This is a genomic window from Sphingobium sp. SA916 (assembly GCF_002894065.1).
GTDB lineage: Bacteria > Pseudomonadota > Alphaproteobacteria > Sphingomonadales > Sphingomonadaceae > Sphingobium > Sphingobium fuliginis.
Genome location: NZ_LXYF01000037.1, coordinates 45265 through 58204 on the forward strand (window position 1 = coordinate 45265; position 12940 = coordinate 58204).

Below are 12940 nucleotides of genomic sequence, written 5' to 3' on the forward strand. Positions count from 1 at the left end.
TCGGGAAGCGGGCTTCCTCTCCGTTCGGGCTGAGCTTGTCGAAGCCCTTCGCTTTTCTTCCTTTCAGGAAAGGACTGGGCTTCGACAAGCTCAGCCCGAACGGAGGTTAGGGTGCAGGAAGCCGCTTCTGCTTCTGGCGATATCCCCCCGCATATCGCGCCGCGCGCCGTCGACATACCCTATGTCTTCGCGCGAAAGCACGGCGTGGTCATGCTGCCGCCGGATGGAGAGCGGCTGACCATCGCCGTGCGCGAAGGCAGCGATCCGCGCGTCCTGCTGGAGGTGCGGCGGCATCTGGCGCGCAGCTTCGACGTGCGTTTCGTCGACGCCGCGCAGTTCGACCGGCATCTGTCGGATCATTATGCGATGGAGGGCAGCGCCGCCGCCATGGCGGGATCGCTCGATGTCGGGGCGGACGAGCTGGACATCCTCGCCGCCGACATTCCGACCGCCGACGATCTGCTCGACAGCGCCGATGACGCACCCGCCATCCGCCTCATCAACGGCATCATTGCCGAAGCGGCGCGGCAGGGCGTGTCGGACATCCATATCGAACCCTATGAGACCGGGCTGATTGTGCGGATGCGCGTCGACGGCGTGCTGCGGGAGACGCTGCGCATGCCGCCCCATGTCGCGCCGGTCGTCGTCAGCCGCATCAAGGTGATGGCCCGCCTCGACATAGCCGAGCGGCGCGTGCCGCAGGACGGGCGGATCGGGCTGACGCTGGGCGGGAAACTGCTCGACGTGCGCGTTTCCACCCTGCCGAGTCGGGCGGGAGAGCGGGTGGTGCTGCGTATTCTCGACAAGGAGAATGCGGGCATGAACCTCGACCTGCTGGGCATGGCCGGGGCGGCGGACCGGATTTTCCGGGAGGGGTTGCAGGAACCCAATGGCATCATCCTCGTCACCGGGCCGACGGGGTCGGGCAAGACGACGACGCTCTATGCGGGCCTCAGGCAGCTCAACGACGGCACGCGCAACATCCTGACGGTCGAGGACCCGGTCGAATATGCGATCGAGGGCGTCGGCCAGACGCAGGTGAATGCGAAGGTGGGCCTGACCTTCGCGGCCGGCCTGCGCGCCATCCTGCGTCAGGACCCCGATGTGGTGATGGTGGGCGAAATCCGTGACCGGGAGACTGCCGAAATCGCCGTGCAGGCATCCCTGACGGGGCATCTGGTGCTGTCCACCGTCCACACCAATGACGCGGTGGGTGCGATCACGCGGATGCGCGACATGCGGGTGGAACCGTTCCTGCTCGCCTCCACCCTGCGCGCCGTGATCGCGCAGCGGCTGGTGCGGCGGCTCTGCCAGCATTGCCGGGAGCCGGTGCAGGCGGACAAGTCGGCCAGCGCCTTGCTGGGCTTCGATCCGGGCACGATCATCTATCGGGCGCGGGGATGCGAGTCATGCAACGGCACCGGCTACAAGGGCCGCATCGGCGTGTTCGAGGCGATCCGGGTGGACGATACGATCCGGCGGCTGATCAATGACGGCGGCGATGAATCGCTGATCGCGCGCCATGCTTTCCTGAACGCGCCCAATCTGGGTTCGGCGGCGCGTGCGCTGGTGCGCGACGGCCAGACGACGGCGGAAGAAGCGATCCGCGTGTCGCGGCGCGACGCGGGCGAGGTGGAAACCATCACCGATGGCTGAGTTCGACTATATCGCCATCGACCCCGCCGGGCGCGAGCGCAAGGGCGCGATCAAGGCTGAAACGGTCGAGGATGCGCGGGCGAAGCTGGACTCGCGCAAGCTGTTCATCGTGCGGATCGAGCCGGGCGCGGTGGAAAAGGCGCGCAGGCGGGCAGGGCTGTCGTTCGGCGCGCCGCGCCTTTCGGCCAAGGAACTGACGCTGTTCACCCGGCAGTTGTCGACGCTGATCCAGGTCAGTCCGCTGGAGGAATCGCTCCGCACCATCGGGCGGCAGAGCGAGCAGGCGCATGTGCAGGCGATTGTCGGCAAGGTGCATTCGGGCGTGCTGGAGGGGCGGCGGTTGGCCGACGCCCTGGGCGCCGAGCCGAGGAGCTTTCCGCCGCTCTACCGCGCGATGATTTCAGCGGGCGAGAGTTCCGGCAGCCTGCCCACGATCATGGAGCGCCTGTCCGACCTCATGGAGCGGCAGGCGGTGATCCGGTCGAAGGTGCTGACCGCCATAGCCTATCCTTCCGTGCTTGCCGCCTTTGCGGTGTGCGTGGTCGCGGCGCTGATGATCTTCGTCGTGCCCAAGGTGGTGGAGCAGTTCGATACGGTGGGCCAGCAACTGCCGCTGCTCACCCGCATGGTGATGGGGATTTCCGCCTTTCTGGCGGGCTATTGGTGGCTGCTGGCGATCCTGCTGGGGGTGGCTGGCTTCGGCTTCTGGCGGGCGCTGAAGGTCGAAAGCTTCCGCTATCGCTTCGATGCGATGCTGCTGCGCCTGCCATTGCTGGGGCGGCTGATCCGCGACCTGCATGCGGCGCGGATGGCGCGCACCCTGTCGACCATGGTGGCGAGCCGCCTGCCGCTGATGGAGGGCTTGTCGCTTACCGCCCAGACGGTGCACAACCGGGTGCTGCGGCAGGCTTCGGAGGAGATCGTGGAGGCCATTCGCGGCGGCGGCAGCCTGTCGGCGGCGCTGCGGCGGGCGGGCGTGTTTCCGCCTTTGCTCGTCTATCTGGCGGCGAGCGGGGAGAGCGCGGGGCGGCTGGACACCATGCTGGAGAGGGCGGCGGACTATCTGGAGCGGGAATTCGACAGCTTCACCTCTGCCGCGCTCGCCATGCTGGAGCCGGTCATCATCATCGCCATGGGCGGCATCGTCGCCGTCATCATCCTGTCCATCCTGCTGCCCATCCTGCAATTGCAGAGCCTTACCGGGGCCTGAGGAGTGTTTATGCGCAAGATCCTTTCTCTCCGTCATTCCCGCGAAGGCGGGAATCCATCGCCTGAACGTTCCCCCTGGCGTTTGTTGTGGGAGATGGATTGGCTGCGCCGAACTGGCGTTTCCCGCCTTTGCGGGAATGACGTCAGGAGAGGGGAAGGAGAGAACGGCTTCGGGTCTCTCAGGCGCTCCGCCGAACACGGCTTCGAGTCTTTGGGGCGTTCCGCCGAACACGGCTTCACGCCCGTGAGGCGTTCCGCCGAACACGGCTTCACGCTGGTCGAACTGATGGTCGTGATCGTCATCATCGGCCTGCTTGCCACCATCGTGGCGATCAACGTCATCCCGGCGACGGATACCGCGCGGGTGGAGAAGGCGAAGGCCGACATCGCCACCATCGAACAGGCGCTGGAACAATATCGGCTCGACAATCTGGCCTATCCGTCCGCGACCGATGGATTGCAGGCGCTGATCAACCCGCCGGCCGCGCTCGCCCAGCCGCAGCGTTACCGGCGCGGGGGATATATCAAGAAGCTGCCGAACGATCCCTGGGGCCGGCCGTACCACTATGCGGCGCCGGGGCGGAAGGGCGCGTTCGACATCAGTTCGCTGGGAGCGGACGGGCAGCCGGGTGGCGACAATGAAAATGCCGACATCTATTCCAGCGAGCTTTGATCGCCGGGGGCACGGCTCCGGATCTTTAAGGCGTTCCGCCGAACACGGCTTCGAGTCTTTGAGGCGTTCCGCCGAACACGGCTTCAGGTCTTTTAGACGTTCCGCCGAACACGGCTTCACGTTGATCGAGCTGATGGTCGTGCTGACGATCATCGGCTTCATTTCGGCCGCAGTGGTGTTGGCGATCCCCGACCCTCGCGGCCGGGTGATCGAGGATGCCGACCGCTTCGCCGCTCGCCTTGCCGCGGCGCGCGACGAAGCGGTCGTTACCGCGCGGCCCATGGGGGTATGGGTATCGGCCTCGGGCTATGGCTTTCAACGCCGCGATGGCGGGCAATGGGTGGGGCTGGAGGACAAGCCCTTCGCCACCGCCAACTGGAAGGCCGGGACGCGGGCGCTGGTCGGGAAGGACGGACGGCAGCAGATCGGCTTCGACGGCACGGGGCTTCCGACCGATCCCATGACGGTGATCCTTGCCCGCGAGGGAGAGCGGGTCTCGATTTCGGTCGATATGGCCGGAAAGGTCGTTGTCGGTGGGTAGGATGCGCTTCATGCGGTCATGCTGCCGCAAGGCGCGTGGGGAGGAGCAAGGCTTCACCCTGCTCGAAATGCTCGTCGCGCTCGCGGTCTTCAGCCTGGCCGCCCTGGCGCTCGTCCGCCTGCAAGGGGTGACTCTGCACACCGCCGCAGACCTCGACAGCAAGGCGATGGGTCAGATCGTCGCGCGCAACCTGATGGTGGAGGTGCAGACCGATCCCGCGCCGCCTTCGCTCGGCAGTGAAGAAGGCGATGTCGACAATGGCGGGCGGCGCTGGCACTGGACACGGCAGGTCAAGGCGACCGATGACAAGCGCCTGCTGCAAGTCGATCTTGCCGTCGACGGCCAGGCGGGCTCCTCCCCCGTGGTGCTGAGCTTCGTGCGGGTGGTGCAATGAGGCAGGCAGGTTCCGCCGGACACGGCTTCGGGTCTCTGAGACGTTCCGCCGAACACGGCTTCGGGTCTTTTAGACGTTCCGCCGAACACGGCTTCGAGTCTCCGAGACGTTCCGCCGAACACGGCTTCACGCTGATCGAACTGCTCGTCGCCCTGATGATCTTCGCCATGCTGGCGGCGGCGGGGGTGCTGCTGCTGGGCAATAGCGTATCGGCAGAGGCTCAGATCAAGCTGCGGCTGGACGACATGGCGGCGGTGCAGCGGGCGAGTGGGGCGCTGGCGGCCGATCTGGGGCAGGCGGTGCCGCGCATCAGCCGCACGGAGGCAGGCACGCTGGCGCCCGCCTTCTGGTCGCATCGCGAGGGGGAGAGCCAGCCCATCCTCCAGTTCGTGCGCGGCGGCTGGGACAATCTGGGCGATCTGCCGCGGCCGTCGCTCCAGAAGGTCGAATATTGGGTGCGGCAGGGGCGGCTGGAACGGCGCACCTATGCGCAGGTCGACGGCGCGGCGGGCGACGAGCCGGCCGCGCTGCTCACCGGGGTCGGCGACGTCGCGTTGCGCTTCCGCGACTCCAGCGGCGACTGGCGCGACGAATGGGTGCCGACCCAGCCCGACCTGATGCCCCGTGCCGTGGAGATGACGGTGACGCGAACCGGCGAGCCGCCGGTGACGCTGCGTTTCCTGGTGGGGCCGGGTCCGGCGGAAAAGCAGGAAGGGGTGCCAGCCAATGGTTGACCCCCGCAAGCCGGGAGAGCGCGGCGCGGCGCTGTTGACCGTGCTGCTGCTGGTGGCGGTGATGGCGGTGGTCGCTTCCACCGCGCTGGAGCGGCTGGCGCTGGCCACGCGGATGACCGGCAATGGCGGCGCGGTCGATCAGGCGCGCGCCTTTGCCGATGCCGGCACGGAGATCGCCCGGATGCGCATAGGCGATCTGGTTGCGGCCAATCCGGGCAAGATGACGCTGGCCGGCAACTGGATGGGCACGCCGCAGGCCATATCCGTGCCGGGCGGGGTGGCCACGGCGCGGGTGACGGACGGGGGCAATTGCTTCAACCTCAACAGCGTGGTCGCGGGCGAGACCGAGGCTGATCTGAAGGTGCGCCCGGTGGGCGTATCGCAGTTCCAGGCGCTGTTGCAGGCGCTGGGCGTCGACGCGCGGCAGGCGCAGGTGGCGGCGGCGTCGCTGGCGGACTGGATCGACACGGACGGCGTGCCGCAGCCCGGCGGCGCGGAGGACGAGACCTATGCGCGGGCGCCGCGGCCTTATCGCACGGCCAACCGTTTCATGGTCGATCCAAGCGAATTGCGGGCGGTCAACGGGGTGACGCCGGCCATTTACGGGCTGGTGCGGCCATGGGTCTGCGCCCTGCCGACCGCCGATCTGTCGCCCATCAACATCAATACGCTGCTGCCCGATCAGGCGCCGCTTTTCGCCATGCTGATGCAGGGGCAGCTGAGCGTCGCGCAGGCGCGGCAATTGCTGGCGCAGCGGCCGGTGGATGGCTACGGCAGTACGGTGGAATTCTGGCGCGCCCCGTCGCTGGCGGGGCTCAGCCCGCTGGAAGAGGCGGCACAGCAGGTCAGGTTGACGACGGGATTTTTCGGAGTGGAAGTGTCGGTGGATGTCGGGGGAACGCAGGTGGTCGAACGGGCGCTGATCGATGCGCGGCAAAGTCCGGCCAAGCTGATACGCCGCAATTGGGGGACCGGCGCGTGAGCGAGGGATTGATCGTCGCCCTGCCGGAACGGCCGGGCGCGGAGCCGCTGTGGATGCGGGTGGCGAACGGCGCCGTGGTGCAGAAAGGGGCGGGGACGAACTGGCTCGCGGCTTGCGGCCTCACGGCGCTGCCCGGGGATATGACGGTGATGCTGGTGCCGCCGGCGGCGCTGGTGACGCTGCATCGGGGCGCCTATCCCGATCTGCCTGCCCGGCAGGGAAGGGCGGCGGCGCGGCTTGCGGCCATGGCGGGCGGGATCGTGCCCGCGGACCAGCTTTTCGCCGCAGCCGACGACAATGACGATCCGGCGCGGCCGCATTGCGTCGCCGTGGCTGCGAGGGCCGACATGCAGCACTGGCTGCTCTGGGCGCAGCATCATGGGCTTGATCCGGACATCATCGTGCCTGCCCCGCTGCTGTTGCCCGAACCGCAGGAGGGGTTCGAGCGTGCTCTGGTCGGCGGCGAAGCGGTGCTGCGCGGGAGCGACCTGGCGCTGGCGGGCGACCTGGCCCTGCCGGAACTGATCGGGGATGCCGCAGTGCGCGACGTTCCCGCGGACCAGATCGAAGCGCGGGCGATTGCCGCGCTGGACCGGCCGCCGCTCGACTTGCGGCAGGGCGACTTCGCCAAGCGGGTGCGGCGGTCCTTCGATAAACGGACGATGGCGCGCATCGCGGTCTGGAGCGGGCTGATCCTGCTGGTCAGCCTGTCCATCGCGCTGGTCGGCCTTGCCAAGCAGCATATTGCGGCGAGCGCGCTGGACGCGGAAAGCCTGGCCCTGGCGCGGCAGGTGGTGCCGGGGGCGAACGACGTCCTCCAGGCGGAGGCGGAAATGGACCGTCAACTCGCTGCGCGCGGGGCGGGCGGCTATGCCTTCACCGCGCCGGTTTCGGGCCTGTTGAGCGCGATGCAGGATGTGCCGGGCGTGTCGCTGACGGCTTTGTCGCGCGATCCGGACGGGATGATCCGCGCCACGCTGGCGGCGGCGAAGGGGGATGACATCAACAGCGTGCTGCTGGCCTTGCAGGCGGCGGGCTTCGCCATCACGGCGACGCCTTCGCAGGACCCCGGCGGGCGGATGCTCGCGGACATAACGGTGCGGTCATGATGGAACGGTTGCAGGCATTATGGGGCGAACGGAGTCCCCGCGAGCAGTGGATGCTGGGCGTAATGTTCGCGCTGCTGGCGGTGGTGATCCTGTGGCTGGGCGTGGTGCGGCCGCTCGACGCTGCACAGCGTTCGGCCCGCGACGGGTTGCGGGAGGCGACCGACCGCAATGCCGCCATCCGCGCCAAGGTGAAGCTGCTGAAGTCGCTGCCGCGCACGGCGGCGACGGTCGACGCGGGCGTGCCGTTGGACCAGTTCATCGGCCAGAGCGCCGGCGAGGCGGGGCTGACGCTGGAACGCGCGCAGGCGCAGGGCGCCGACCGGGTCGACATGGCCATCGCCTCGGTGCGGCCGGTCGCGCTGTTGTCATGGCTCTCCGTCCTGGAGGCAGAGGGCGTCCGGATCGAAACGATAAGCGCGCGGCCGGCGGCGACGGCGGGCAGCGTCGCGGTGCAGGCGGTGCTGGTGCGGGGCGGGCAATGATGGGGTTCAGCCTTTCGCGGCGGGTGCGCATCGCGCTCATCGCTGTGTTCGCATCGGGATTCCTCATCTTCCTGCCGATGCGCGTCGCGCTCGGCATGGCGGGTCTGGAGCGGCTGGGCGTGGCGGCGCGGGAGGTGCGCGGCACGGTGTGGAGCGGCGGGATCGACCGGCTGATGCTGGGCACGGTGTCGCTGGGGTCGGTCCATGCGGGCCTGTCGCCCGTGTCGCTGCTGGTCGGACGGGCGCGGTTCGACGTCTGGCGCCGCAATGGCGCAGCGGACGATCTGAGCGGCGCGCTGACGGTCGGTTTCGGACGCATGGGGATCGACGATGTGACGGGCGCGGTGCCGCTGGGCCGGACCTTCGCGCCGCTGCCGGTAAGCAGCTTCGTCATGGACGATGTGTCGGCCTGGTTCTCCGGCGACCGCTGCGGCCATGCCGAGGGACGGGTCCGTGCGCAGATGGCGGGGCAGTTTCCGGGACTGAACCTGTCGCAGGGCCTTTCGGGCGTGGCCAGTTGCGACGGTGATGCGCTGCTGTTGCCGCTGGTCAGCCAGTCGGGGCTGGAAAAGGTCAATCTGCGCATCTGGCGATCGGGCCGCTATCAGGCGGAAATGCGGGTGGAAACCGCCGACGCGACGCTGGGCGAGGCGTTGGCCAAGGCGGGCTTTGCCGATGCCGGGGGCGCGCGGGTACTGAAGATCGAAGGGACGCTGTGATTGAGGTCTTCCCCGCCCTGCTGGGCGCTATAGCCGGAGCCATAGCCGGGAGTTTCCTCGCCACGATCGTCCTGCGTTGGCCGCGGGGGCGCAGCGTGCTGCGCGGCCGGTCGGCCTGTGACGGCTGCGGGCGGATTCTCAGCGTCTTCGATCTCGTGCCGATGGCAAGCGCGCTGGCGCAGCGAGGGCGGTGCCGGACCTGCGGCGCGCCCATCGATCCGCTGCATGGACGGGTGGAGGCGGGATGCGCGATCATCGGCGCGCTCGCCCTGGGCTTTTCGCCCGATCCGGGCGGGGCGGGATGGGCTCTGCTGGGCTGGCTGCTCCTGACGCTGGCGGTGCTCGACCGGCGGCATTTCTGGCTGCCCGACGCGCTGACCCTGCCATTGGCGTTCCTGGGCTTCACCCTTGGTCCCTGGACGACCGACGCGACGATGGGGGATCGGGCGATCGGCGCGCTGACTGGCTATCTGACGCTGCTGCTGGTCGCGCTCGGCTATCGGCGCTTCCGGAGGCGCGACGGGCTGGGTCTGGGCGATGCCAAGCTGCTGGGTGCGCTCGGCGCCTGGTTCGGCTGGCAGGCCTTGCCCTTCATCCTGCTGCTGGCGGCGAGCGTGGGACTGCTGGCGGTCCTCGCGGTCATGGCGACGGGCGGGAGGGTGGACGGCACGACGCGCGTGCCGCTGGGGACTTTCCTCGCCCTGGCCGCGGTGCCGGGATGGTGGCTTGCCACCGTCCTTGCCAGTGCAGGCGGATGACCCGGCCAGAGAAATTTCACGATGCTGTGAAACCCCGTTGACCCATCAGCCCGCTCTGCTTATAGCGCCGCCTCACCGCAGGGCATGGCCCGGCGGACGGCCCATGGGGCGGAGTAGCTCAGCTGGTTAGAGCAGCGGAATCATAATCCGCGTGTCGGGGGTTCAAGTCCCTCCTCCGCTACCACCTTTACAGACAGTCAGGCCCAGGCGGATTTTCCGCTTGCATTCGTCCTTTCCTGTTGCACTAATGTTGCAATGCACAACCAGCCGATGGCCGGCTGAGGGAGGATCGATACTTTGCCCTTCCACGAAATGTTTGAGCCGGATGGTTCGATACGCCCCTGCTACGCGGAAGTGCAGAATTGGGTGGATCGGACCGGCATTGCCGGGCTCAATCGTCGAATGGATGAGGCGGAGGCGATCTTCCGGCGCATCGGCATCACCTTCGCCGTCTATGGGGAGGGGGGCGATCCGGAACGACTGATCCCCTTCGACCTGCTGCCCCGCATCTTCATGGCCCAGGAATGGCGCGTTCTGGACAAGGGCATCCGGCAACGGGCGCGGGCGCTCAACGCCTTCCTCCACGACGTCTATCATCGCGGAGAGATCGTGAAGGCGGGGGTCATGCCCGCGGACATCATCTATCAGAACAGCGCCTATCTGGCGGAAATGGCCGACTTCACCCCGCCGGGGAAGGTGTACAGCCATATCGTCGGCATCGACATCGTCCGCACCGGGCCAGCCCGGTTCGAGGTGCTGGAGGATAATTGCCGCACCCCCTCCGGCGTGTCCTACATGCTGGAAAATCGTGAGATCATGACCCGCATGTTCCCGGAACTGTTCGCGCAGGGCGTGGTCGCGCCGGTCGACGATTATCCCGCGGAATTGCTGAAAAGCCTGAAGGAAGTCGCGCCGCCCGCCTGCAAGGGCGATCCGGTGGTGGTGGTGCTGACGCCCGGTTCGCTCAACAGCGCCTATTATGAGCACAGCTTCCTTGCCGACCTGATGGGCGTGGAACTGGTGGAGCCGGCGGACCTGTTCGTCGACGACGACCGGGTGTGGATGAAGACCACGCTGGGGCCGAAGGCGGTCGACGTCATCTACCGGCGCATCGACGATGAATATATCGACCCGCTGGTCTTCCGGCCGGACAGCCTGCTGGGCGTGCCCGGCATCTTCAACGTCTATCGCAATGGCGGGGTGACGCTGGCCTCCGCGCCGGGATCGGGGATCGCGGACGACAAGGCCGTGTACATCTATGTGCCGGAAATGATCCGCTTCTATCTGGGCGAGCAGCCGATCCTGGACAATATCCAGACCTGGCAATGCGGGAAGCCGGACGAATGCGCCTATGTGCTGGAAAATCTGCACGAACTGGTGGCGAAGGAAGTCCATGGATCGGGCGGCTACGGCATGCTGATCGGGCCGAAATCGACCAAGGACGAGATCGCGGCCTATGCCGACCGCATCCGCGCCAATCCGGGCGAGTTCATCGCCCAGCCGACGCTGGATCTGTCGACCGTGCCCACGCTGGGACCGGCGGCGGTGGTGGGGCGCCATGCGGATTTCCGCCCCTATTGCCTGGTGGGCAAGCAGATCAGGCTGGTGCCCGGCGGGCTGACGCGGGTGGCGCTGACCGAAGGATCGCTGGTGGTGAACTCCAGCCAGGGGGGCGGGGTGAAGGACACCTGGGTATTGCAGGATTGATGATGTTTAGAACCTTCATCACCCTTCTTCGTCATTCCCGCGAAGGCGGGAATACATCTCCTGATCTCACCCCTGGCGGCACGCTTGGGAGATGGATTGGCTTCGCCGTACTGGCGTTTCCCGCCTTCGCGGGAATGACGGAAGAGTGGGAGCGGGCCCCATGCTGAGCCGGACGGCCGAAAATCTCTTCTGGATGGCCCGCTACATGGAGCGGGCCGAGGCCACCGCCCGCCTGCTGACCATGGGCCAGCGCATGGCGATCCTGCCCGGCGCGCATCATCGCGACGAGTGGCGATCGGTGGTGCGGGCCACGGGCGCGCTCAACCATTTCCCCGAAGGCGCGCAGGTGACGGAGAGCGACGCCATCGCCTTCCTGATGCTGGACCTCGACAATCCCTCCTCCATCCGGTCCTGCCTGCTGAAAGCGCGCGCCAACGCCAAATCGGCCCGCACCATGTTGACGCAGGACATGTGGGAGGCGCTGAACGAAGGCTGGCGCAAGCTCGACAGCTATGACGTGGCGGAGGCGCGGCAGCAGCTTCCCGCGCTGATCGACTGGGTGAAGACGCGGGTGATGACCTTCCGCGGCGCGGCCCATTCGGGGCAGCTCCGCAATGAGGGGCATGATTTCCTGCGCACCGGCTCCGCGCTGGAGCGGGCGCAGATGACGCTGCGCCTGCTGGACGTCAAATATTATGTGCTGCTGCCGGAAACGGAAGTGGTCGGCGGCAATCGCGACCATTATCAATGGACGTCGGTGCTGTATGCGCTGTCTGGCGCGCGGGCGTTCCACCATGTCTATGGCGGCACTTACACGCCCTGGCAGATCACCGATTTCCTGATGCTGAACCGCCTGTTCCCGCGCAGCGTCGCCTATTGCTACGACCAGCTTGCCTATCGGCTGAACCGTCTGGCCGGATGGCATGATGCGCGTTCGGCCTGCCATGACACCGTGCGGCAGATGGTGACCGATCTGGAGAAGCTGGACAGCGGCGAAATCTTCCGGGCGGGCCTGCATGAAACGGTGCAGAACGGCCTGATGAGCACCAACCGCCTGGGCGTCGAGATCGCCCAGGCCTATCATTTCGGCTGATGGGAGGACGCGCATGAAACTGCTCGTCCGCCACCAGACCATCTATCGCTATGAGGCTGCGGCCGGGCGGGTGGCGATGCGGCTGAAGCTGATGCCCGTCGATACGCCGACGCAGAAGGTGCTGGACTGGCAGGTCAGCGTCAATGGCGATCCGCTGACCGGCTTTCGCCGCAACAGCTATGGCGAGATGGAGGCGATCTGGGTCCGGCACGACCGGTTGGACAATGCCGTCATCGTCGCGGAAGGACTGGTCGAAACATGCGAAGGCCATGGCGTGGTGGGCTGGCTCGGCTGCCCGGTGAATCCGCGCTATTTCCTGCGGGAAACGCGGCTGACCGGGGCATCGCCGGAAATCCGGGCGATGGCGCTGTCCCTCCCCGACGAAGACGGGCCGCTGGCCCGGCTTCATGCGCTGTCGGCCGCCGTCAGCGATGCCGTGGCCTATCGCGCAGGCGTGACGACCACGAACACCACGGCGGCGGAGGCTTTCGCGCTGGGCGCCGGGGTCTGTCAGGACCATGCGCAGGTGTTCATCGCCGGCGCGCGGTCCATGGGCATCCCCGCGCGCTATGTGTCCGGCTATCTGCTGGCCGATGAGGGCGACGTGCTGCATGAAACTCATGGCTGGGCGGAGGCGCTGGTGCCCGAACTGGGCTGGGTGGGATTCGATCCCTCCAACCGGGTCTGCGTGAGGGAGCGCTATCTGCGCCTCGCCTGCGGGCTGGATGCGGATGAGGCCGCGCCGATACGCGGCTCCGTGACCGTGACGGGCGATATCTGGATTGACGCGGACGTCCGGATCGCGCAGGCGGAGGATGGGGTGGAGGAGCGGCAGCTCCAGCGGCAGCAACAACAGGGCGCGCAGACCACCACGCAGGGTTGA

General features: G+C 67.5%; 14 protein-coding genes and 1 tRNA gene. All 15 read left to right on the plus strand.

Annotated elements, in window-relative coordinates; all coding sequences use genetic code 11:
• Positions 1-111 precede the first annotated feature (111 nt).
• Positions 112-1656 (plus strand): type II secretion system ATPase GspE, encoded by a 1545-nt coding sequence (gene gspE / locus A8G00_RS11335; protein WP_272481264.1) that lies wholly within the window; start codon positions 112-114, stop codon positions 1654-1656.
• Positions 1649-2866 (plus strand): type II secretion system inner membrane protein GspF, encoded by a 1218-nt coding sequence (gene gspF, locus A8G00_RS11340; RefSeq protein ID WP_025551095.1) that lies wholly within the window; start codon positions 1649-1651, stop codon positions 2864-2866. The genes gspE and gspF overlap by 8 nt, the downstream gene beginning before the upstream one ends.
• Before the next feature lie 210 nt (positions 2867-3076).
• Entirely contained in the window at positions 3077-3538 is a 462-nt protein-coding gene (gene gspG / locus A8G00_RS11345) for a type II secretion system major pseudopilin GspG (RefSeq protein WP_061940356.1), read from the plus strand.
• Positions 3510-4079 (plus strand): GspH/FimT family pseudopilin, encoded by a 570-nt coding sequence (locus tag A8G00_RS11350; protein ID WP_076605787.1) that lies wholly within the window; start codon positions 3510-3512, stop codon positions 4077-4079. Before gspG ends, A8G00_RS11350 begins: the two co-directional genes overlap by 29 nt.
• Before the next feature lie 10 nt (positions 4080-4089).
• Positions 4090-4473 (plus strand): type II secretion system minor pseudopilin GspI, encoded by a 384-nt coding sequence (gene gspI, locus A8G00_RS11355; protein ID WP_076605788.1) that lies wholly within the window; start codon positions 4090-4092, stop codon positions 4471-4473.
• Positions 4474-4508: 35 nt separating this feature from the next.
• Positions 4509-5207: a type II secretion system minor pseudopilin GspJ gene (gene gspJ / locus A8G00_RS11360; protein WP_099187006.1), complete on the plus strand. Its 699-nt coding sequence runs from the start codon at positions 4509-4511 to the stop codon at positions 5205-5207.
• Positions 5200-6189 (plus strand): type II secretion system minor pseudopilin GspK, encoded by a 990-nt coding sequence (gene gspK, locus A8G00_RS11365; RefSeq protein WP_099186305.1) that lies wholly within the window; start codon positions 5200-5202, stop codon positions 6187-6189. Before gspJ ends, gspK begins: the two co-directional genes overlap by 8 nt.
• Complete coding sequence (gene gspL, locus A8G00_RS11370; protein WP_099187007.1) at positions 6186-7298, plus strand: type II secretion system protein GspL; 1113 nt, start codon at positions 6186-6188, stop codon at positions 7296-7298. Before gspK ends, gspL begins: the two co-directional genes overlap by 4 nt.
• Complete coding sequence (gene gspM / locus A8G00_RS11375; RefSeq protein WP_099186304.1) at positions 7295-7780, plus strand: type II secretion system protein GspM; 486 nt, start codon at positions 7295-7297, stop codon at positions 7778-7780. Before gspL ends, gspM begins: the two co-directional genes overlap by 4 nt.
• On the plus strand, positions 7777-8499 hold the full coding sequence (gene gspN / locus A8G00_RS11380) for a type II secretion system protein N (RefSeq protein ID WP_099186303.1): 723 nt from the start codon (positions 7777-7779) through the stop codon (positions 8497-8499). Before gspM ends, gspN begins: the two co-directional genes overlap by 4 nt.
• Entirely contained in the window at positions 8496-9257 is a 762-nt protein-coding gene (locus A8G00_RS11385; RefSeq protein ID WP_099186302.1) for an A24 family peptidase, read from the plus strand. Before gspN ends, A8G00_RS11385 begins: the two co-directional genes overlap by 4 nt.
• Before the next feature lie 107 nt (positions 9258-9364).
• Positions 9365-9441, plus strand: a tRNA-Met gene (locus A8G00_RS11390).
• Positions 9442-9554: 113 nt separating this feature from the next.
• A complete protein-coding gene (locus A8G00_RS11395; protein ID WP_048575374.1) occupies positions 9555-10964 on the plus strand; it encodes a circularly permuted type 2 ATP-grasp protein in 1410 nt (469 codons plus the stop codon).
• 160 nt (positions 10965-11124) lie between these two features.
• Entirely contained in the window at positions 11125-12057 is a 933-nt protein-coding gene (locus A8G00_RS11400; RefSeq protein ID WP_025550183.1) for an alpha-E domain-containing protein, read from the plus strand.
• A gap of 13 nt (positions 12058-12070) precedes the next feature.
• The gene (locus tag A8G00_RS11405) at positions 12071-12940 is read left to right on the plus strand and encodes a transglutaminase family protein (RefSeq protein ID WP_103000730.1); all 870 of its coding nucleotides are present in this window, start codon (positions 12071-12073) and stop codon (positions 12938-12940) included.

Bases quoted from the DNA above. Each gene is read 5' to 3' on its own strand.
- gspF (WP_025551095.1), top strand. From the start codon at position 1,649: ATGGCTGAGTTCGACTATATCGCCATCGACCCCGCCGGGCGCGAGCGC.
- A8G00_RS11350 (WP_076605787.1), top strand. From the start codon at position 3,510: ATGCCGACATCTATTCCAGCGAGCTTTGATCGCCGGGGGCACGGCTCC.
- gspI (WP_076605788.1), top strand. From the start codon at position 4,090: ATGCGGTCATGCTGCCGCAAGGCGCGTGGGGAGGAGCAAGGCTTCACC.
- gspK (WP_099186305.1), top strand. From the start codon at position 5,200: ATGGTTGACCCCCGCAAGCCGGGAGAGCGCGGCGCGGCGCTGTTGACC.
- gspM (WP_099186304.1), top strand. From the start codon at position 7,295: ATGATGGAACGGTTGCAGGCATTATGGGGCGAACGGAGTCCCCGCGAG.
- gspN (WP_099186303.1), top strand. From the start codon at position 7,777: ATGATGGGGTTCAGCCTTTCGCGGCGGGTGCGCATCGCGCTCATCGCT.
- A8G00_RS11400 (WP_025550183.1), top strand. From the start codon at position 11,125: ATGCTGAGCCGGACGGCCGAAAATCTCTTCTGGATGGCCCGCTACATG.
- A8G00_RS11405 (WP_103000730.1), top strand. From the start codon at position 12,071: ATGAAACTGCTCGTCCGCCACCAGACCATCTATCGCTATGAGGCTGCG.